The organism is Peribacillus sp. NPDC096540 (assembly GCF_050278525.1).
In the GTDB taxonomy this organism is placed as follows: Bacteria; Bacillota; Bacilli; order Bacillales; family DSM-1321; genus Peribacillus.
Window position 1 is genome coordinate 1 of sequence record NZ_JBNNTG010000025.1, and the last position, 22,275, is coordinate 22,275.

Consider the following 22,275-nt stretch of genomic DNA (forward strand, 5'->3'; position numbering starts at 1 on the left):
CTGTATGTGAACTAGAAGGTCCAATCATAACCGGACCGATTATATCAAATGCAGATCTGTATTTCATTGTATAATGCCCCTTTTCCCGGCAAAAATTTTTCAACCGTCTTTCATTATGCTGCCTTTTGTTCTTCTTCTTTCACCCTTATTTGTGAAACGGTTCTAATTTTAAAATTCTTGAACACAATCGATCCAAGGAAACCGGCTGTTGCTCCTACAACTGCACATATCCCAGCAGTAATCGTCACTTTTATAGGATCATTGAAACCGTACATAACTGCTAATCCTGCGATTGGTGTTGCCGTACCGGTTGCATTATTCACCAAACCAAACATGGCTACAACTACGCCAGCAGCCGCTCCGCCAATGAAATTAGTTGAATATACCGGAATAGGATTGGCAGATATTATATCTGCTTGTGTCAAAGGTTCAATCGCAACCGCAATTGTAGTACTTCTATCTCCAAATTTCAAACGATCAAACAACACAAAATTCATAAAAGATGATCCAAATACAGCAAGTGCACCAATTGCCATAGGAAGTCCAGTCAATCCAAGCATTGCTGTCAAAGCCATTGAACTTAATGGTGCAGTAGCGACGACTGTGATGACTCCTCCAAGGATAATTCCCATTAAGATCGGATTACTGTTTGCCGTTTCCGTAATAATTCCACCAATATTCAAAAGTGTTGCATTGACCAAAGGTGTTAAATTTTCACCAATAAAACGAACAAGTGGTGCTGCAATAATGATGGTAACAATTAAATCTAATCCGGCTGGAACTTTTTTCTCAATGACTTTCACAAGAAAAGCAACAAGATATCCTGCGAAAAATCCAGGTAGCAAACCTAAACCAGCACATGAAACACCAAGTAATAGGGCATATACAGGAGAAACCCCTAACGCTAGCGCAACAAGCGAAGCCGCAGCGACGCCACCCATACTACCTGCAGCATCTCCAACTTCTCCAAGAAATTTAATATTAAATAAATCCCCACCAACATATCGTTGAAATGCTTCTACTAGAAAAGCTGCAACAGCAGCATTTGCAAGTGCACCCATTGCTTTCATCCCTTTTGGGGCTTTAAAACTAAATAATGAAAATAAACCAAGTACCAATAATAATAAGGCTGTTCCTTTTAAAATTTCCATTTACATCTCTCCTCTTGGTGATTAGTAAGTATACTTCATGACTTAATATATAAAGCGAGCTACTACTTCTTCTGCAAGTTCCCGATTAAAAATTTCATACTCTAATCGATTATCCGCTTCTGTTTCATAGTTTGCGTGTCTACAAGTTCTTCAATCAATTAAGAATTTAAACGAAAAATGAGGAATAGAATCATTTGCTTAAAACGAATTCACCCACAACCATTATACTAAAATATCATTATTTCCCCGGAAATGTAAACCCTTTCATTTGATACCCTATCTTAACACATATCATAGAGCATACCATACAAAAATTTAATTTTATGATAATCAGATTTTTCAGTATATTGAAATAACTATTCACAATTCTTTTCAATAGCTAATAATGAAAAATTTAATCGGTAGTACATGAGCTAAATTTTATCTCACATTCATAAGTGTAAATTTTTTACAAAAATGCACTAGCAAGAGATCTAACATCATCGGTTCCCCAACAGGAAATGTCCCCGGTAGCACCAGCCCTTAAGAATATTTTTTATATCTTATTTTCCCTTTAAAACATTTTTTTATGAGTTACATACTTTAGAAACCCCAATTAATGCATCTGGTTTTAAATGGAACGACAGGTTCGCTTTTTCTGGGAAATAATAATCATGAAAGGATGTGGATGTTGGATGTCTTTAGAATGGTTCGACAGAGTAAGCGGGGAATTACAGGATCATCTTAAATCAATTTGTGAAAAATACGATCGAAATGGCAGTTTGATCGTGGAGCGAGGAGCTAAACATCCACGTATCGAATTTTATACAGAGTTGGATGACAATGAGAGGGACTATTTTTCCACTTTGTTTTTCGATCCGTATAATGAAGAATTTTATATGGAATCCTTTGATCCGGATTTAGGGCAAGTTAGCAAGGTGATCCTATCTGATATTGAAGATATCGTTGATGCTGTCCATGAAAGCTTCCATAACTACTTGGAAGAGGACGGCATCGAATATGAATATGATCTCGACGATGAAAATGATGAATTGAATGAACTGTATGATTCAAACGGAAGCGAAGAGACTGAGATATACGAAATCGATGTGGAATGGGAAACACCTGAAGTAACAGCCTATATTCAAGAAAATGAAGTGGAGGTTACCTATCAATTCGGAATTGTTCAAGAAACCGGTGATGGAGTGCTAAAACGGATTAACCGCATTCGTACAGCAGATGATGATCTGATAAAGGATGAAACAAACTTTATATTTAGTAAGGAAGAAGCTAGCACGATCATCGCTATGATAGCAAGCCATATGGATTCCCTCAGCGAAATGGATTAAAAAAACCCACAAAACCTTGTCCATGATCAACATGGACAAGGTTTTATTAAATAAGAATAAGTTCGTATACCTCCGATAATTGAGTGACCCGCTCTGTATCACTAGCTACCTTTGCATGTTCAATTTCCCTAGGAAGAACTCGATTAAGGAGTCTCGCTTCTTTGTTGGTAAGCTTATTAACAAGTTCTTCTTCAGAATGAAAATGTCCATCCTTGATTTTATTATAAATTTCCTGCGCTTCAGGATATTGATCTGTATAGTTAGACAATATCTCACGTAAGTAACCAATCGTACGATCCATCAAAACATCCCTCTCATTCGGTTTAGGCTATACATACTCCATTTATACCTTCCCCCATTTAGTGATAATAAATTCCATGTTTTTAGCCTGTAATAAAAAAGGGATTTCCAATTGATGGATACCCCTTTACTAGCATTAATTTTTTATTTCTTCATCCCAAAACAAATCATTTAACGTCCTTGATAATGCCTTACAAATACCAATGCATAAACTTAATGAGGGATTGTACTTTCCAGATTCAATCAATCCTATCGTTTGTCTGGAAACACCGACAATCTTGGCTAGCTCATCTTGTGACAAATCCTTTTCCACTCTTGCAAGCTTCAGTTTTATATTTTTCAAAGGAACGCACCTACAATTTCTTATTATCTTCGCTATTTTTCATTCCAATTTTCTTCGCTAGCAAGTATATACCACCAAAAAACAGAAGTAAAATCGGCAAATAGATAATAACTGAAACAAGCCATACCATCACAAAATACCACAAGCCTTGTGAACTGCTATCCGCATAGGATACAGCACTATTCACTCCCATGATCGTAGCGATGATGAGAGCTAAAGCACCCGTACCAAAAATGGTCTTCCTGCTCATCGGTGTTTTACTAGTACGATCATGCATTTCAACTTCATCCCAGAATACCCCTAAGAAAATGGAACGAGCCAAGTAATACAGCCCTCCTGCAAAAAGGATCACTAATTCCAGATATAATTCCCCGCTGCCTACACCATATTTATATATCTTAACAAGTACGCTCACTAGACAAATTGCCATAATGACATAATACATTTCTTTATAAATTTTATTTCTTACATTCTCGATCCGTTCATCCTTGATTTTTTTCGTTCGTTTAAATACATTCATCATTGATTGCCCTCCATTTTATCCTACCGCTTACTCTTATTATATGATTTATTTAACTTTTTGCAATATATATATTACATTTAATAACGTATAAATTACAAAATGTATAAAAAAGGTGTCCATATTTTCAGTATGGATACCTTTTTAGGGGTTTACTCGTGAGTTTTTGGGGTTTACTCGTGAGTTTTTGGGGTTTACTCGTGAGTTTGCGCCATTTACTCGTGAGTTTGCTCCATTTACTCGTGAGTTCCAGTTTTTATACAATACCAAACCAAGTGCAGCTTATATCATAAAATTAAAAGATTGAATCAAAAAGCTAAGGAGACTCGCTATGAAAGCAATGGTATGTACAAAATACACCCGATGTACTGGAACTCAAAGAGGTAGCAAAACCTTCTCCCAAATACTACTTCCCTATAAACCCTTATAACATGAAAGAAATTAACGATTATAAAGAATTACATCCCCTTAAACACGAACATTAAATAATATTCCTAATTTAATATTCATCTTTTCATTGATTATGTTTTATAAGTTTGCTATATTATCAAAGTAATAATCTTAAATATCATTACTCGTATATCCTCAGTAATATGGTCTGAGTGTCTCTACCTGGTTCCCATTGAAAGAACTAGACTACGAGTTAAAGTATTCGGCTGTTCGGCTTTTTTAGCAGCTAATGATTTAGCATTATCTTCAATTTTTGCTAAATTATCTTTACTTTGACTTTTGTAGGTCTAGAAGGTAGAAATCACTCTACAGTTTCTAGACTTTTTTCTTTTGACCAAAACAAACAACAAGGAGGATACATAAAGCAACAGTTTTTATTAAGGAAAGAAGCAAAGGAATATGCAGCAGCATTAAACCAATTTTTAATATTATTGTTAAATAATTAAAATAATGATAGCAGTATTAATATGTAGGAAAATCAGATTATTGGAGAGATTATTTATGAAAAACAACATGTTAAAAAAATATTCTTTATTAGGAATTATTACTTTGCTGTTATTATCAGTAGTTGCAGGTTGTAATTCTACTTCAAAAAATGCAAATGCAACTGAACAAAAAACTGTTCAAAGGCCTATTATAGTTCAAGGTCCAATGCCAATCGAAGCTGAAAATTTTGCAAAAAAGCTAGAAAATGTTAAAGAAGAAAAATCAGGAGATTTTGTATTTTACATTGGAACTTTAGACAATTATCCTGTAATAGTTGCAAAAACAGGTAAGGGAATGGAAAACACAGCAGCCGCTACAGCAGTGGCAATTGAAAAATATAACCCTATAGCAATAATCAATCAAGGAACATCAGGTGGGCATGATCCAAGTTTAAACGTTTTTGATATTGTTTTAGGAGAAAGAACGGTAAACATTGGTTCATTAAAAACAGCTGAAAAGGCTGAAAAACAAGGAATTGATCCAACTATATGGAAACCTATGGACCTAATGGCTTCTGAAGGAAGTGCAGGAGAAGATCCTAATGCTGAAAAACCTCGTTTCTTTGAGGGAGATAAGAATTTACTCGCAGCTGCTAATGCCGTAAAAGATAAATATACTAAGGGTAAGGTTGTCGAGGGTACTATAGGTTCTGCAGACGTTTGGAATAATGAAGTTGATAGAATAAAATGGTTCCATACTAACTTTGGTACATCTGTAGAAGAAATGGAAGGTGCCTCCGCAGCACAAATTGCCAAAGCTTATGATGTACCATTCTTGGGTATTAGAGTACTATCTAATAATAAAGCGAATGGTGGTAAATACAACCCAAATACAGCAGCGGCAAATCAAGAATATGTTTATGAAGTAGTTAAAAAATATATTTCTACACTGCCAAGCAAATAATTTAAACGAATGCTTTAATTGAAAAAAAGAAGAGCACATATTATATATGACTAATATGTGCTCTTCTTTATTTAAGGATGTTTATAATTTAGATCTTTACAGAGGTCGAGTTGTTAAAACCCATTTCTAAAAAGGCTATCAGATCTATGTTAAAATACGCTTTGTATTGATGCTAGAAGGCTTTTTCAACCTATCCCAAAAGCAAAGGATTAGGATATCATCGTTAAAAATTGCCGAAAAAAGAACAGGTAAGAGTAAGAGGGTTGTATCATATACAACATGGAAATAATTATAAAGCAAAGCAAAAACATCATAAATTTTAGAATGGCTTGTCCGCTAGAACGGATTGAGTCTATACAATGCTAAACAATTCCTATATTACTGATACATGAGGTTTTCCTTCCTCTTTTTCACTAACCTTTTCAATTTTCTCAACAAACATTTGGAAAACTTTTCTCTTTTCTTCCAGTTCTTTTATTAATCCTTTTAATTCGTTCACTTTTTGTTCAAAAGGCTTATGATAGAGCTCGCGAATGTTTCGAATGATTTCATCATTAATCGTGGATTGTACAACTTGTTTGGTGATATTGAATTTGTAGGAATAAACCTTAAGTTCAAGTTTAACTTCTTCATATTCTTTTTCTATCGCATTTAATAAATCACTAATTTCTTCTTTCCATTCACCTAAAGACTTTTTCACATGTTCCTCCAACTTTACTCCCCCACTTTCACTGTAAAAAAACTTCTCCATAAAAACTCATTTTACCAATTGTTCATTTCGGTTTCTTTTCTGGTTAGTTACTTAACAAATAAATTTTTATTAAAAACAGATAACAACATACCGCAGTCTTCAAGAAAATGTTGAAATCCTTCTTATTTAAAATAGTACCTGCCATCTCATTGGTTAACATTTTGGGGGGATTTTTTAATAAATGTTAAGCTGAGGCTATTTAATGTGTAAAGTCTAGCGGTAAAAATGAATAAATCATTGTAGTTATTTTCTATGTATTCATCAATAATGCTCATTCCGTTTCTAAATCTATCAACTAATAAATGAGTGTAGTTTTCATCCCAAGTAAACCGATTAATTCTCAGAAGTTCATCTGCTAATACTTGAAACTTAAACTCCTCAACAAGAAGTTTTAATTGATACAATTTATCTGTATTTAAACAAAAGACGTTGTTTTTATTTTCATGATTTTTATTAACAAATTGTATAAAACCATTTATATTTTCAGCCAACATATTCGCTATTTGCATCTCGAAGTTCATTTCTTCATCTCCTCAATGTCTAAAATCTAATACATTATTATGAAGAGTGTATGTTTTGAGACGATATATTAACACCAACACTAGGAATAATGATGACAACTTACACTATAGTTTTTGATTACCAAGAAGGAGATTTTGAAATCTCAATAGAAACAAACCATACTTTTTTATGATGAAACAAGATAGCATACTAAATAAAAATAAACTCTTAAAACGCATGACAAAACCCCACCTGTTTCCATTAGCAACTGGTGGGGTTTCTATTTGGCTTCTACATCTACATCAACCGGGAGGTCCATCTTGTGCAATCACGTCCTTTCATTTAAACGGCTAATTTACTGTATTCATCCAACTGATCTTTGGTTAAATTTTTGATGAAGTGGTCGAAGTTGATTGACTCCATTTCATACCTTTCACAAATCTTTAAATAACTTTCATAGGCTTTATCATACATGTTCATCATCTTGATTCCTCCTTCTGTTATATAACAATAAATTTAACTTATTAATAATATATAACAACACAATTTTATTGTCAATATAATTTTCTGAAAATTCACAATAACCACCATTCCCATTAGTATTTCCCCCATTGTTCTTCGCTAACCGTCTCACTTAAAAAAAAGCCTGTTACAATGGGTAAAGTAATTTTTTGAATGGACACCCCTCTTGTGTAGCTTTAGATTAATTTAACGCTTTTAACCTGAATATAAAAGCAAATATGAAGAGCATGTTTTGAAAAAAGATTGATCAAAACATGCTCTTATACTATTTAATTGGATTATTCTTTTATAAAAAGGCGATGCTTTTAAAGAATGTTGCTTTATTACAAAGTTAAAGGACCCCTATATGAGGTCCTTTGGTTGATTTATAATGATTCAGTTAGCCCTAAAATGGTTTTGATACGTTCATTTTGTTCATTCTTATCCAGATATTCAAAGAAACCAAGACGATTCCCCCAAGGGTCTGTGAAAGTGCCCCATTTTACAGGCACTTCATCACGAGAAAATATCTCAAATTTTTCAACATTCAATTCTTCAACCACTCTTTTTTGTTCTGCTTCAATATCGTTTACTGCTAGACGAAAAGGTCCACTGTCTTCTGAAGGTGTCCCTTCTGCTACTTGTAGCCAACAAGCTGGTATAAGCTCCCACTCTATAAATCCTTCGTGCGGTATAAAGTCAGGTTCCCTATTTAGTAAAGATTTATACCAGCTATGCCCTTCTTTAATAGTAGGAACACGAATTTGTACCGTCATCTCAAAAAACAAATAAATCCCCCCTTAGAATAATTTATTATGTATATAAGTAAAAATTTTTCCTTCCGCCTAAATTTGTACAAATTTCACTACTTATTACATTTTTTGATGCGACAACCGTAGCAATTCAAACAAAAGGTAGCAGCTTATATTCATTATTACAATCACAAACAACGACTTAAAAGGCATGAGTCCAGTAGAATACCAGATTCATGCCCTCAAGGATGCCTAACTAAATAAAATGTCGACCCTTTTGGGGTCACTTCACATAAAGTAATGTTTTTTTATGTCTACTGGAAAAGGTTACGCGTAATCATCTAATGAAGGACCCCTATTTTAACTGCATATTTTTTAAAAAAATAATAATTACTTTTTTTTAATATTGAGCACTTTCCAAAAAAATAATAACCAGAGTATAATACAAAAAAGTAACAAGTATTTATGAAAATACTCAAAGTTAAGAAGAATGTAAGCAATACTAAATATGATAGGCAATAGCAAACTTACAAGTATAGTGGATTTTTTAACAAAATTATATTGTAGATAGCAAATTCCTATCATAATAATAATAAGTAAATAAAGCATAATATCAATCCCTAATAAAATTATTTTTCCATAACTTTTGCTTTTTCAAGACCTTTTTTAGCATCTATTATGTCATGAGTATCTGGGCTATCATTCGTTATAGATTTTTTACTAATTTTAAGTATTTGAGCTGAGTCATTACTATTAATGTCATTATACTCACTTATTACCAAGGTTGCTGCTCCTATTACATAAGCTGTAGCGAAAGATGCACCACTTGAATATAAGTAATCATTTTCTGGTAAAGCGCCTAATATAGTTTCACCAGGAGCAAAAATCAAATCTTCACTACCATAGCCTGAGTATTTATATATTTTACACGGCCACATAACATTAGCACCCTCAAGTCTTCATTGACCAAAGGGTGCTTTGTTTTGACTAGACTCAGTTGAACAATCGAACATTAGAGTATTCTGTGTTTCACTAATAAGTTGGAGCCCACATATCTGGAAAACCGGGCATCATGACTTAATTTTTGATATCGTTAAAACCAAGTCTGGGTTTATCCGACACAGGTATGAAACTGTTTTTAATGACGTTCCCCTCAGATATGGAAAAGATGGCAGGACCTGAAACCCCTCCCCAAAAGACCGCATTCCATATGGTTTTCCCTCATTTCCTTTTATATAGGATAGTACCCGGGTTGAAGTTGTGGTGAACAGTCCGGTTGGGAACGTAACATGGTTTGTGAAGGATTTTTACTTTCGATCACTAATGAAGCTTTTATTAACAAATCACCATAATAAAGGCAGGGATTTCACCTGCCAGCAAATAAGTATAAGTTAATTTATAATAGGCCAATTAATATGTCTACCATTCAATTTATATTTATCGGCCAATAATAAAATAGTAGAGTCGTTACGATTATCATAACTCCGCTAATCATTAAATAGGCTGGGTATCTGCGGGTAATATTCATTTCTTTTTTCTCATCTATTTCAATAGGAGTTTGTAATATATTTTCCTGAAATTCTCTTTCTTCTCTGGTAATCACTCCATATTTAGAGCCAATAATTAATGCGCTTATACTTAGCAGTAAACCAATAATCACAGGGTTGAAGTATACAGGAAGGTTAACTCCGAACATTCCCAAGCTTTCACCTAGAATGACTCCAAAGAAACCAAAAACGATACTCCAGAAGGCACCTTCTTTTGTTAATTTTTTTGAAAATACGCTTGCAAATGCTATTGGACCCCAAGAAGCCGCAAATAATGTAGCCGCAAAGTAGCCGATCCACATAACTGCAGGTGGTTGCAACAAGCCAATTAATAAAATAACTAAGCTTATAATAACCATGGAAATGCGACTGGCCCGTAATAGATGATGATCTGTATATTCCTTTTTTCGTGATTGTTCCATGATATCTCGTGTTATACTGCTTCCTATTATCTGAAGGAAGCTTGAACAGGAAGATAATGCCGCAGCCATGATTCCACTAACAATAATAACCCCAAGCCACGTAGGGACAATATTCATCGCTGCCCAGATAAATACCTTTTCAGTTGGTGCGATATCTGCTTTGATGGTGGTTATAGTTGAAATGCTAATATGGAGAAAAAGATAGACTGTCAGAATCGATATCGTTGCCCAAACACCGGCACGAATCGCTACGTGTTCATTTTTTGCCATTAAATATCGGCTACTTTGCCATGGGCTTACGGCAATGACTATTCCCCAAACTAAGCCCATAATAACTGCCCAGGCTAATGCTTCCCAAGGCGTTCCCATAGTAGCACCTGATCCAGTAATACCGTGCCAACTTAATAAATCAGGCCTTTCAGCTAGATTCGCTGCCTTTGTAATGGCATTAGGAAATCCACCCGCAGATTTAATAATATAAGGAAAACTAATATAAGTGGCGATTGAGAATAAAAAGAACATGATTGTATCATTTACCATAACCCCTTTCGCCCCAGAGAGAATCGTAAATGATGAGTAGACTAGCCACATGATTATCAAGGCTATTGGATATGAAACACCAGAAACCTCAGCCAATAAAACCGCAGCTCCTTGAGTAACAGCAACTAAGTATGCAGAGATTCCGAGAATTGTGGTAATAGCAGCTGCTAATCGTACTTTCTTAGAACGAAAGCGGTTACCAAAGTATTCCGGAACCGTTAGTGATTTGCTTCTTCTTAAATATCTTCCGAAAAGGAAAACCCCGAATATATAGCCACTGGCATTAAAAATAACTAGGATAAGTAGAAGAATTGGATACCCTTCATAAGAAAATCCTGCTTCTCCCATAAAAGATACGGTACTTAAGAAAGAAGCCACGAGAGTTCCGGTAATCATCAATGTGTTTCCACTTCGTCCTGATACATAGTATTCTTCTGAGCTTTTCACTTTTCTGAATAAAAAAATACCGATTGAGACATATACGCAAAAGGATACGATGATTCCTATGAGGAAAGCCATTTACATCCCCACCTTTTCAACCGGACTTTTTTCTTTTATGGCTTCTTGATTTCTCTTCATTTTTATCAGAAAAACGTTCGTAATCCACCCCATGACAATTAAGGAACCCCCATAACTTAAGCTGAAAATTAACTCTCCCATTTTCTTGACCCCCTTATAAAAATTGAAATAATCAATAGTGAAATATGCAATTCTCATACCACATTTTGAATTTTCAGAATTTATCAGAGGTTATTTTCTATTTACTTATTGTCATCATATACAAATTGGTATTTGCCAAGTTTGCGCATAATGGTCGTTTGGCTTACCTCAAGAGCTTTGGCCATTTTTCGAGTTGATTTATATGTAGACAGAGCTTGAGATAATAATTGTTTTTCTGTTTCTTCTAGTGCTTTTTTTAAGGGGATTATTCCTGTTAAATTGACTAGCTTAGTATCTTTGTAAGTTAAATCAGAAGGTAAATCTTCAATGGATACTATAGAATTTCTAGCCGTTACAACAATTTGTTCAATGATATTCTCTAATTCTCTAACATTACCTGGATATTCTTGAAGTTGTAAAATTAGCTTCGAACTCTCATCTATGCTAATTGATTGACCGTATTTTTCATTGAACTTCTGAAGGAAATAATCGGTTAATAATAAGATATCTTCTTTTCTCTCACGCAGTTGCGGAATTTCCAATGGAACAACATGCAATCGATAATATAGATCTTCGCGAAACTGATTATTCTTGATCATTTGTTTCAAGTCTTTATTCGTAGCGGAGATTATCCGGATATTAACCTTTTTCTCCTTAGTTCCTCCCACCTTTATGAATGTTCTGTCTTGGACCAGATGCAATATTTTCACTTGAATGTCGAGTGGCATTTCACCAATTTCATCAAGAAAAAGTGTACCGCCATCCGCCATCTCAACAAGCCCTTGTTTCCCATGCTTACTTGCTCCTGTAAAAGCACCGCTTTCGTACCCAAATAGTTCAGACTCAATTAGTGTGGATGGAATTGCCCCACAATTAACTTGAATAAATTGTTTATCCTTTCTTGAGCTTAGATCATGAATAATCCTTGCTAAAACCCCTTTTCCAACTCCAGTTTCTCCATGGATAAATATCGATGAATCCATAGGGGCCACCTTTTCAGTTAATTCTAAAACATTTATCATTTTATTAGAGTTAGTAATAAAGTTTTTAAATGACTTCTTACCAAGTAAATTTTCATTTTGTGTTCGTTGATTCCTAGTATTAACCTGATTTAATTTTCTCTTCATCTCAACTAATTCAGTGATATCTCTAGAGTTAGAAACAATTCTATACAGATTCCCTTCCTCATCGAAAATAGGCTTTGATGTGCAGAAAACAGTCACTCCATGCGGATATGTTTGTTCAGCTGAATGGATCGCTTTTGTTTTCATAGTTTTTAATGTAACCGAATTGACGATCAGCCCCTTTTCAACCAACTCTTTAATGTTCTTATTAATAAAGGCCTCCGGCGGCAGCCCTGTAAGCTTCTTACATGCTTCACTCACGAATAGCGTATCCCCGTTTGCATCCGTTACGAAAATTTCATCATAACTGGAATGTAAGATTTGTGTTAGCTCTTTTACTTTCTTTCTCGTCACCTCCAACTCTTCATTTAGTGATTTATTTAGACTTAGTAAGCTATTAAGCTTCTTTTTAAGCATGATTTCCCTGACTTCATAGATCGGATAGCATCGATATTGGTTATCGCTATGTTGAACCACGAAATCATAGTGGCCCATATCCTCTTCATTCAGCTTATCTAAATCATCTACAACAACAAACGATTGATTAAGATATTCAATGATTTTCTGATTTTGACCACCGCTATCTAATTTCTTCAAAAAGAAACCTTCATCTAAAATGCCCAGGATTTCCAAGTGATCTTTCATGACAATAAAAGGAGAGGAATTAATTTTCAGTAATGATTTTACATCCAAAATAGAAATATCGGAAAATACAATTAGTGATTCCTTTCTCAATTCAGTATTCATCCAATCACCCCTTCGTTTGATTTCGAACCGTTTTTGTTACACTTTTTTATTCGCAAAAAAATAAGTGACCCTCTCATATGTAACGGATGTCCATATACCAACCAAATTTGGACTGAACCTATAATGAATCACCATTTTCCAAAAAAGGTTCAGTTATATATATAGAATACTCGATTCATGAGCCATAACCTCTTAACAAAAGTAAAAAAAAACGTTTATTCATTCACATTCCCTGAACGGCATGATTATTGCATATTGAAACCTATATAGGGATAGTTAGAGGACGATTGGATAGATGCCCTCTATACTCTCATTCTATCTAAAATTAGGGAGTGGTCATGAATATGGCTCAATTCAAGAATTTATTTACCCATTTAACGATCGGTTCAACTGAATTAAAAAATCGAATTTTAAGTACAGCACATCAAACAAATCATGTGACGGACGGAATCCCCACTTCGGATATGCTAGCCTATCATGAAGCCCGCGCTATAGGGGGCGTCGGATTAATCATCCTTGAAGCAGCATCCGTACATCTATCCGGCATGCTTACGTCTAAAACGATTGCAGGATATGACCAAAGGATCGTCCCTGCCTACAAAGAGATTTCCGAAACGCTCCATAAATATGGAACGAGGGTTTTCTCCCAACTATTTCATGGCGGAAGGGAAGTAGTTTCGAGTGACTATCGAAATGCAGCATGGGCGCCATCCGCCGTTCCCAGCTTGCGCTTCGGTGTCATGCCAAAACCAATGAGTTTAGAAGATATTGAAGGAGTGATTGAAGGCTTCGCCCATTCAGCACAGCTGGCAAAGGAAGGCGGACTTGATGGAGTCGAAATTTGCTGTTCACACGGATATCTTCCTGCCCAGTTTTGGTCGCTACATACAAATAAGCGCACCGATCTCTATGGCGGATCATTCGAAAATCGGATGCGATTCATCGTGGAAATATTGGAGAAAGTATGGGAAAGAGTTGGGGAAGACTTTACCGTTGGCATTCGCATGAGTTCAGATGAATTGACGATGGATGGGACAACGATGAAGGATTCCGTGCAAATAGTCGAATATCTCGCGGAAAAAGTCCGATTGGATTTCATTAATGTCACAGCCGGAGATTCAAGTACCTTCGAGGGATCAACACATATCGTGCCGCCATCACCGATGAAGCACGCTTACCTATCTCCACATGGATTCAAAATCAGGATGGCAGGAGCTGTACCAGTCTTTGTCGGTAATAGAATCGTTGACCCGGTTGAAGCCGAACAGATCATTTCAACCGGAAAAGCCGATGTCGTCGGAATGACAAGGGCCTTAATTGTCGACCCTGATATGCCCAACAAAGCAAAACACGGCGACCTCCAAGCAATCGATGCATGCATAGGCTGTTTACAAGCCTGTATCGGTCACTATCATAAAGGACTGCCAATTGGCTGTGTCCAAAATCCAACAACAGGTAAGGAAGCATGGATTTTACCAGAATTAAAGAAAACAAGAAACAAACAGAATGTCCTAGTCATCGGCGCCGGACCTGGCGGATTACAGGCAGCCATAACAGCAGATTCACTAGGTCATCAAGTTACATTGGTCGATCAAAGTAAATCAATAGGCGGCCTGCTCCGTACCATGCGCAAAGCGCCCATGAGGCATGAACTAGCAGAATCGATGCTCGATAACTACTCCCGGAAATTAATGAGAAGCAATATAAATGTGCAATTAGGCAAAACGGCAACCGCCAAAGAAATATCCGAATCGAAACCGGACGCCATTATCTGTGCAACAGGCTCACGGCCCTATACACCAGCCATCGAAGGAATCGACGACCCACGGATCATCATGATGGATGACCTCTTCAGCTCAACTAAAAAAGTTGGAGAAAACGTATTAGTATTCGACTTTGGCGGAGACTGGCCGGGAATGGAAGCAGCCATTTACCTAGCCGAAAAAGGCCATGGAGTAACACTCATATCATCCAGACTGCACATTGGTGAAACCGTTCACCAATATCTCAGGAATGAATACCTAAAAAAACTATACAACCTAAACGTCACACTCCTTCCCCATTACGACATCGGGGCAATCAAAGACGATCACGTCATTATCAGAAATCTATTCACCCAACAAAAAGAAGAACTAAAGAATTGGGATTCTATCATTCTCTCCCTTGGCCGCATTCCCAACACAGAGCTATTCGAAGAAATGAAAGGTCATGCTCCCATCGTGAAACAGATAGGAGACTGTCTAGGACCGCGTACATTAGAGGAAGCGACACATGAAGGGATGATGAGTGCTATAAGTTTATGAAGAGAAGAGACATTCCTTTTGGTGGGATGTCTCTTTTTCTTATCATATAGGTCTAGTACGATCCTATTTTATTCTTACCTTTTTTTAAAATTGAGCACTTTCCAAAAAAATATTAACCAAAGTATAATACAAAAAACTAACACGTATATATGAAAATTATCAACATTAAGAAAGATGTAAGCAATACTAAATAGGATAGGTAAAAGCAAACCTACAAGTATAGTAGATTTTTTAACCATTTTATATTGTAGAAAGCAAATTCCTATCATTATTACAATAAGTAAATAAAACATATTATCAATCCTCTAACTCCCATTTTATATGTATATTCTTTTCAAAAGGCTTGGCATGCTTACACCATACCAAAGGTTCCTATTTGACATGAACTAGCAGAAACCATGCTCGATAACTATTCCCAGAAATAATGGGAAGCAAGGAAAAGGCTTGGTGGTTCAAAGCAAACCAAGCACTTCTCTAAATACTTTAGAAGGGTGATGGATTAATAAATCTTCACCCAATATTCGTTCCTGACTATCATTCCTAATGGATAAGCTTTGTTTCTCTTTGTCCAAATGGATTTCGATTCCTTTAAAAGAGTAAGTCCCTACTCCTAGGGCTTCGTCCAAAACCATGTTATCCAGGTTAATCTCTATCTGATCTGAAATCCTTCTCAGCATCCTCCAAAGAGTGGTTTCCTGTTTGTTTTTCATGTACAGCTCTGGCAGCTCTTTCGCCTCGTTTAGTAAAGATAGAGTTGTCATCATATACGTTGCTATGCCATATTTTACAGGCCGGATTACTTGCTTTGTATTCTTCCAAATTTCCACAAAGAAACGGACAGTATCTTCTTCAGTAGCAATTCGTATGATTTCTCCATACTCTCTAACACCATTCTCCCCAAGTTCTGAAGTCGTATAAAGTGCTACATATTTTGCTTCCTGCCAGCCCTTTTTTAGGCTATTAATTGGAATCTGATAGTAGCCCTGCTGAATAAAGTCTCTATAAACCGCTTCATTCGAAACCGTTCCGACAAGTACTTTTTCTTCTAATGTCGATTCCCATTCCTCTATTGTTCCCCTAGGTAAAATCCCTTCACGCTGAATTTCCTCAGGACTTTTTTCAATGAGGCACTCTAGGAATCGCTCGACCATATCGATAGCGTTTGGCAAAAATGGCAACCCGCCAATATTGACTTGTTCAATACTTTTATAAAAATGATGGTCTTCATAACTTTGCTCATCTGACCAGGGAAATAACACATACGCTCCAAAGGCTGTCTGTTCATATGGACCATTACTCATTGATACTAGTGAATCTCTATAGCGGTGCATTGTATTAATATCATCTTCCACCGGTCCCGGCGTTTTATAACGAGATTGATAATAGCTTTCATTTAGAGCGTAATCAATTCGGTATTTGGCATCAAACACATAATTATAGCGGTGATTCTTGCCTTTTTTCTCAATCGTCAACATCGAGTCAGGCTTTTGTGGAATGGTAGGTAAATCTTTCTCATATTTTTGATAGGTAAGTTCAATCTTTTCCTTTGTCACTGGGTGCTCATAGACTCGTTTTGCTGTTCGGTTCGCCTCTAAATTCACGAACAGCCCATCTCGGTTCACGCTGACAATATCCTGACTCAACAGGGTATACTTACTGCTCAATATTTGTCCTAGCTTTAAAAAAGTCCAGTATTCATATAAAATAGCGACATCCTTAACAGACATTTGATAAAGCTTTCCTTGCAGCATAAGGCCTTTTGAGACAGTTAAATAGATTTGAAAGGCATCTCGATAACCTGGTGCCATTTGCAGTACCAAACTCACCACCGATCTATCAAGTCTGCCAATCGATCGCCAAAAGACATTGTTCTTCCTTGACTCAAGCTGCTGTCTCATTTGATTCAGCCGTAACAGAAGTTCCGCATCAGGCTCTTCCTTCCAGCGCTTATTCTTATTCATCAAAGCGCCCAACAAATCATCAAACTTATGAATCAACCTGTCCATCATCCATTTCACATAACGATTTTCCATCGTATCGTAGCGCAGCTCTTTTTTAGCCTTAACCCCTTCACGCGGCATCATCGTTTTCCCATGAATTCTAATTCCATTCTCCACTTCCATAAAAGATTGACTATGTTTTTGCAAATACTTCCGTGTATAAGAATCAGTCTTGCTAAGCTGATCGCCGCGTGCTTTCACATATGTTGTTTCTAATATATGATGCGGCTGCCTCTCGATTCGGTTTACTGCCTGGATAAACTGCTTAAAATGCTTCGTCATCAAACGATAGAATTCAGCCCTGCTTGGCTTGCCCTCAAGCTTGACGCTCGCCCCTAAATACGTTTTCCGGATAAAATGAAAAGCTAAGTTATAAATCTCATCATTCACTTCCTCAAGCAGTTGCCGATAATCTTTCTGATAATCCAATTTAACTGGAAAAATTTCAAGTGTGACTTCCAATAACGTTTTTTCACCTAAACGAACTTCGAATGTCGTATATCCGACCTCATTTTGAAATTGAAGATTCCCTGTTAATAGCGACATTCCACTCAATTCCATACGAGATATTGCCTGGCGCAGCAAAGGATGTTCATGATAAAAGTCCAGTTCTTGATTTTGTTTTGAAATGACAAGAACTTGATATGTACCATTTTCGAAAAAAATCGGTCGAACCTGCTGGGAATCAGTTAATTTTCCTAATTCAATATCATAGACTTCAACACTTTGAACGTCTTCTCCTGAAACAGAAAATTGCATTACATCATGATAATCCATCTTACGATATTGCTTTAACCCCTCATACCGGTGATGATACGGCTTTCCCTTAATCACTAATGAAAATTCCGCTGCCTCTATTTTGACCAAGTCGATATCATCAGGAGATCCAGAAGGATGTGAAGCCATCATCTTGTAACCTCCTAAGCATCTCTACTACTTTACCAGCACTTTTCGGATACCTCGCTGTACGTATACTGATTTCATTAATTTCCTCATCATCAATATATTCTTTTGTAGTAAACAAACGATATAAACCCTCTAATAACCTTTCTACCCGGGTATCACTACCTGAAATACGCGGCAGGATCTTTTGTAATATACAATGATCAAATGCATTCTCAAAACTCATCAATTCACTGTCTTCGTTATAAGCAAGATAAAAACATATCTCATCCCGAACCCGATAACCGATATGGGCATTGGTTAGCTGCAACGATTTATTGACATCTTCCAATTCAGCGGTAACCTTTTCAACAAGCTCCTGATTCCCCAAATAAAGATCCTTTAAGTGCAAATATTTCGACCTGAACATATGATCCTGAACCAATTTTGGTTCCACTTCTGCCTGCTCTTCCAGAAAAGCAAGATTCGATAATTCCACCCGGTTGAACTCAATCGTATTTGCCCGGTCCAGCACTTTTTTACTAAAAGGATGTGTCGTTTCGTCCATATTGACCGTTCCAATAACATAAAGGTTCACAGGCAGCCTAATATCCCGCTTCGCCATTTCAGCTGAAAGAAGAGCAGACGTAACCATCTTCCCATCCTCCCACTTACGGCTCTCCATCACACTCAACACATCGCTAAAATAATGCTCCACCCGCGCTAGGTTCATCTCATCCAACAACACAAAATAAGGATCATCCGGATTCTGTTCCGCTTTTTCAATCACAGTCGTAAACGGACCTGCCTTAAAGTCTCCCTTAATATCCACATACCCAAGCAAATCCGACCCATCATTCCAATCCGGTCGAATCGGAATCAATGTAAATTGCCCATTCTCCTCAGTAGCCCCCACACTCTCCGCAAACCACTGAACAATCTTCGTCTTCCCTGTACCAGAGATACCCGAAAGGATTACAAATGGCTTTGTCTTAAGAGATAAGAACAAATTGGTGACTTCTTCTTTGGTGTAGTAGAATCCTTTGGCTGTAATGTAAGAATGGATGTGGTTGATTAGTTCTTTGTTACTCGCTAACCATTTTTCTTTTTCATATGTAATCTCATTACCTGGCTTCGAGTTATATGAAGTTTCAATTATAGGGTTACTTTTAAACTCTATATAGTCTTCATAATAACCAACCATCATTTTAAGATCTTCAACAAGCTCAGTTTCCGAAGGTAGGTCATCAAGATTATATTCAATATAAGCAGCAGTCGACTCTGCATATTGTTTTGCTTTATTGCTATCTCCTATAAACATGTTATCATCTTTTTTCACTGAAGAATCCATTGTGATATGTCCGCGAATATCCTTTTTTATCCTCGACATATCTTCTTTAGAGGTTTCTGTAACTCCCTGACTGAAAGACAAATAAAGACGCTTCATATCTTCACTAAATAGGTACACAAGGTAATACCCTCTTTGTGTAGAATTCGTTACCGCACGATTTAAAATTGAAATCCAGGGAACCGTTGCCCAATTCCCTTTACCAGCAGAACCAGCAACTGAATATTTTTCACGATCAAGAAACGATAACTTACTAATCTCCTTTGGTACATCATGTCTTATAAAACTTGCAAAAGCATTCCCACCAAAATCCCCACTTTTTGCTGCTAGATATTCACTCGATATTTTTTGAAAATACTGTCGTAGATTACTGTCCACTTTTTGCAACTCCTCATTAATAGGTATCCAATTTTGATCGACTAATTGAAGATTTTCAAGCCATGATAGTAGGTTACTTGTTCTTTTCTTGGCAACAGATTCAAGCATTAAGTTATCACCTTGAGAATTGCGAACTATTAACATGCCTATCTCAATAAGCGCTTTTCTTTTTTCAACTTTAGTAAACTTTTTCATTATACTCAAACACTCTAATACTACTTGAAAATAATCTTGCATTAATACCAATTTTTCAAGGTATTGTTTTTTATTCTTACTAGTTATGTACTCACTCATATAGTTTTGAACTGTTTCATTCTTCTCGTTTAACAAACCTATTAATCTTAAGTCTTGGCGACAGCGAGACTTAAGATGATATGAGCTGCCGCTTAATTGTTCACTTAAAATGCTAGGGTCATATTTACCGTTTTCTACCTCATTAAGAAAGCTCTCAAAGCTACCATAGTCTTCAGCTGGTAACTGGTCTGTTTTAAATTCTCGTAATGTTATAGATGAATTCCCATCTAAATTGTTTACTTTTACAAAGGGAAGCTTAGATATAAGAGCCATATTAAATATAGAAAAATCTTTGGTCATAACAAAGTCTGAAGGTGAAGCAGTTCTTACTGAAACAAACTCATACCAAGCTTTTAATATAGTATTGAAAGGGATTTGTTGATCCCGCTCTTTCCCTTCATTGACTGTAATATCTACTACATTTTGGTTGATGCTTTTTATGTAGATAATATTTGAACTTAATGTATGTACTTGTTTTAAATCTTTTATTAATTCTATTAATATCTTCTCAATAACCATAATTATCCCTCACAAGTCTCTGTCACTCTAATTTTGATCTCGTATAAATAGTACGAGATACCTTTCTTATAAATCATTTGTCTACCTGAAAAAAGCGAATTAAAACTGATGAATAGCATAATTCTGAGTGAATACTCCTTGAATTATTTATACAAATATAAATTATTTCAGGTTAAGATTCATTTTATATAACACCTATTATTTAAACAAAGACATAAATCCGATTTGTGAATTGGGTTTAATGATTTTAAATCGACAAAGTAATCAGTTTTATATGGATCATAAAAAATCGGGCTATATTCAGATGTTAAATTACATTCTTCATCAGAATAAGTTCCAATTACATAAGCATGAACCCTTTTGTGAAGAGTGTTTCTGACTCTTTCTTGTCCCTTTTTATATACTTTAAAATCAACGTCATGTAGGATAAATCCATCTCCATGAGCAATGACTATTTTGGTCTTTAAATCTTGAATAGAGAAGGTTCCTGTGTGTAAATTCCGATATACTCTTATTTTTTGTCCTATTTCTAGAATATGACCATTCTTGACATATAACATATTAACACCCTTGCAGATAGATTTTATATCTGGATATGTATTATTATTTATTCCCATTATATGTATGACTTATTCAAATGGTGAGTACAATAAAAAACCATGATTTACTCAATCATGGTTTTTTACTTTAATATCGTTTACAACAGTATCTTAATTGTTATGAGAAAGAACAAACACATGGAACTGTTTCATCTTTTGTTTTCAAGAATTTTTCTACACCTTCTCTATCCATTTGCTCTCTATATTCCCTTAATGTAAAGGGTCCTCCATCTTTTTTCAAGATAGATACGTTCTTTTCAAAGTTCTTACGAAAGTTCTCTTCCATCTCTTCTTGTAAAGCATATCTATCCGGCCAAATTTTGTATAATTGTGCGTAATGTTGATAACCGCCCCGTACACAGCGCCCCCCACAATTTGCATGTGAAAAGCCCATTTCATACATTCTTGGTAATTTTATTCGCCATTCTCCTTCAATGATACCTTTAGCATCAATATCCTCTCTAAAGGTTTCAATCATAGGAAACCTAGTTTCGATAGGTTCAAGAGGACGGTGGCTATAAAATTCCTTCAAATTATCCGCTCGATGAGACTCATGAGGACCAATTCCAAAGTAAAGGATCGGTTCTAAGTTATGTTGATCCCTAAGTTCTTCTAAGAAAACAATAGTTTGATAGACTTTTAGCTCTTCTGAACATTTCGCCAACCTTGAATTCCCCAAAAATCGATAGTCATAAAAAACTTCTTCTGGAGTTCTACCATCTATTCGTTCAGTAATTTCAAGTCCAATATAGTCAGAAACCTCATCCATAAATCTATAATTATCGTCATCTTCCCACAATGTATTAGTAAAAAAAAGAATACAATTTTCTTTCCCATGCGCTTGTACCATTTGATAAGCAACATAGGCGCTTGCAGCGCCCCCACTAAACATAGCTACATGTACTGGTTTTCTATCCAACACAAGT

19 protein-coding genes, 1 pseudogene and 1 riboswitch are annotated in these 22,275 nt (G+C 36.0%); of the genes and pseudogenes, 3 read left to right on the forward strand and 17 right to left on the reverse strand.

Annotated features, from left to right (window positions below):
• Together ACQKMR_RS19385 and ACQKMR_RS19390 are read right to left on the reverse strand one after the other, a co-directional pair.
• Positions 1-67 (reverse strand): annotated as a pseudogene (locus ACQKMR_RS19385) (L-serine ammonia-lyase, iron-sulfur-dependent subunit beta); the annotation flags it as partial.
• Between the two features lie 46 nt (positions 68-113).
• Positions 114-1,151 carry a PTS sugar transporter subunit IIC gene (locus tag ACQKMR_RS19390; RefSeq protein ID WP_427698777.1) on the reverse strand — a complete coding sequence of 346 codons (1,038 nt, stop codon included), beginning with the start codon at positions 1,149-1,151 and terminating at the stop codon, positions 114-116.
• A gap of 674 nt (positions 1,152-1,825) precedes the next feature.
• On the opposite strand from ACQKMR_RS19390, the gene ACQKMR_RS19395 reads away from it, so the two are divergent.
• Positions 1,826-2,479 carry a hypothetical protein gene (locus ACQKMR_RS19395; protein WP_427698778.1) on the forward strand — a complete coding sequence of 218 codons (654 nt, stop codon included), beginning with the start codon at positions 1,826-1,828 and terminating at the stop codon, positions 2,477-2,479.
• Between the two features lie 46 nt (positions 2,480-2,525).
• On the opposite strand, the gene ACQKMR_RS19400 is transcribed toward ACQKMR_RS19395, so the two are convergent.
• The 3 genes from ACQKMR_RS19400 to ACQKMR_RS19410 form a co-directional block, all read right to left on the reverse strand.
• Positions 2,526-2,780 (reverse strand): sporulation protein, encoded by a 255-nt coding sequence (locus ACQKMR_RS19400; RefSeq protein ID WP_427698779.1) that lies wholly within the window; start codon positions 2,778-2,780, stop codon positions 2,526-2,528.
• 135 nt (positions 2,781-2,915) lie between these two features.
• Positions 2,916-3,122, reverse strand: coding sequence for a helix-turn-helix transcriptional regulator (locus ACQKMR_RS19405; protein WP_427698780.1), 207 nt, complete (start codon positions 3,120-3,122; stop codon positions 2,916-2,918).
• Between the two features lie 10 nt (positions 3,123-3,132).
• Complete coding sequence (locus tag ACQKMR_RS19410) at positions 3,133-3,645, reverse strand: DUF6773 family protein (protein WP_427698781.1); 513 nt, start codon at positions 3,643-3,645, stop codon at positions 3,133-3,135.
• 552 nt (positions 3,646-4,197) lie between these two features.
• Positions 4,198-4,301: riboswitch (purine riboswitch) on the forward strand.
• Positions 4,302-4,593: 292 nt separating this feature from the next.
• On the opposite strand from ACQKMR_RS19410, the gene ACQKMR_RS19415 reads away from it, so the two are divergent.
• Positions 4,594-5,481 carry a 5'-methylthioadenosine/S-adenosylhomocysteine nucleosidase gene (locus ACQKMR_RS19415; RefSeq protein WP_427698782.1) on the forward strand — a complete coding sequence of 296 codons (888 nt, stop codon included), beginning with the start codon at positions 4,594-4,596 and terminating at the stop codon, positions 5,479-5,481.
• A 373-nt stretch (positions 5,482-5,854) separates the two neighbouring features.
• On the opposite strand, the gene ACQKMR_RS19420 is transcribed toward ACQKMR_RS19415, so the two are convergent.
• The 8 genes from ACQKMR_RS19420 to ACQKMR_RS19455 all read right to left on the reverse strand — a co-directional run bounded on the left by ACQKMR_RS19420 (position 5,855) and on the right by ACQKMR_RS19455 (position 13,026).
• The gene (locus ACQKMR_RS19420) at positions 5,855-6,232 is read right to left on the reverse strand and encodes a hypothetical protein (RefSeq protein ID WP_427698783.1); all 378 of its coding nucleotides are present in this window, start codon (positions 6,230-6,232) and stop codon (positions 5,855-5,857) included.
• Between the two features lie 146 nt (positions 6,233-6,378).
• Entirely contained in the window at positions 6,379-6,753 is a 375-nt protein-coding gene (locus ACQKMR_RS19425; protein ID WP_427698784.1) for a hypothetical protein, read from the reverse strand.
• A gap of 322 nt (positions 6,754-7,075) precedes the next feature.
• On the reverse strand, positions 7,076-7,216 hold the full coding sequence (locus ACQKMR_RS19430) for a hypothetical protein (RefSeq protein ID WP_157444582.1): 141 nt from the start codon (positions 7,214-7,216) through the stop codon (positions 7,076-7,078).
• Positions 7,217-7,620: 404 nt separating this feature from the next.
• Positions 7,621-8,022 (reverse strand): VOC family protein, encoded by a 402-nt coding sequence (locus ACQKMR_RS19435; RefSeq protein ID WP_427698785.1) that lies wholly within the window; start codon positions 8,020-8,022, stop codon positions 7,621-7,623.
• 593 nt (positions 8,023-8,615) lie between these two features.
• The gene (locus tag ACQKMR_RS19440) at positions 8,616-8,924 is read right to left on the reverse strand and encodes a S8 family serine peptidase (RefSeq protein WP_427698786.1); all 309 of its coding nucleotides are present in this window, start codon (positions 8,922-8,924) and stop codon (positions 8,616-8,618) included.
• Between the two features lie 488 nt (positions 8,925-9,412).
• On the reverse strand, positions 9,413-11,014 hold the full coding sequence (locus ACQKMR_RS19445; protein ID WP_427698787.1) for a sodium:solute symporter family protein: 1,602 nt from the start codon (positions 11,012-11,014) through the stop codon (positions 9,413-9,415).
• Positions 11,015-11,155 (reverse strand): hypothetical protein, encoded by a 141-nt coding sequence (locus ACQKMR_RS19450; protein WP_157444062.1) that lies wholly within the window; start codon positions 11,153-11,155, stop codon positions 11,015-11,017.
• A gap of 101 nt (positions 11,156-11,256) precedes the next feature.
• The gene (locus tag ACQKMR_RS19455) at positions 11,257-13,026 is read right to left on the reverse strand and encodes a sigma-54 interaction domain-containing protein (RefSeq protein WP_427698788.1); all 1,770 of its coding nucleotides are present in this window, start codon (positions 13,024-13,026) and stop codon (positions 11,257-11,259) included.
• A 344-nt stretch (positions 13,027-13,370) separates the two neighbouring features.
• Between ACQKMR_RS19455 and ACQKMR_RS19460 the strand changes: the two genes are divergently transcribed.
• A complete protein-coding gene (locus ACQKMR_RS19460; RefSeq protein ID WP_427698789.1) occupies positions 13,371-15,329 on the forward strand; it encodes an FAD-dependent oxidoreductase in 1,959 nt (652 codons plus the stop codon).
• Between the two features lie 452 nt (positions 15,330-15,781).
• Here the strand turns inward: ACQKMR_RS19460 and ACQKMR_RS19465 are convergent, their stop codons facing one another.
• The 4 genes from ACQKMR_RS19465 to ACQKMR_RS19480 form a co-directional block, all read right to left on the reverse strand.
• Entirely contained in the window at positions 15,782-18,235 is a 2,454-nt protein-coding gene (locus tag ACQKMR_RS19465; protein WP_427698849.1) for a DUF2357 domain-containing protein, read from the reverse strand.
• On the reverse strand, positions 18,207-20,750 hold the full coding sequence (locus ACQKMR_RS19470) for an MrcB family domain-containing protein (RefSeq protein WP_427698790.1): 2,544 nt from the start codon (positions 20,748-20,750) through the stop codon (positions 18,207-18,209). Before ACQKMR_RS19470 ends, ACQKMR_RS19465 begins: the two co-directional genes overlap by 29 nt.
• A gap of 179 nt (positions 20,751-20,929) precedes the next feature.
• The gene (locus ACQKMR_RS19475; protein WP_427698791.1) at positions 20,930-21,310 is read right to left on the reverse strand and encodes a hypothetical protein; all 381 of its coding nucleotides are present in this window, start codon (positions 21,308-21,310) and stop codon (positions 20,930-20,932) included.
• A gap of 157 nt (positions 21,311-21,467) precedes the next feature.
• Entirely contained in the window at positions 21,468-22,271 is an 804-nt protein-coding gene (locus ACQKMR_RS19480) for a hypothetical protein (protein ID WP_375563582.1), read from the reverse strand.
• Positions 22,272-22,275: the final 4 nt, after the last annotated feature.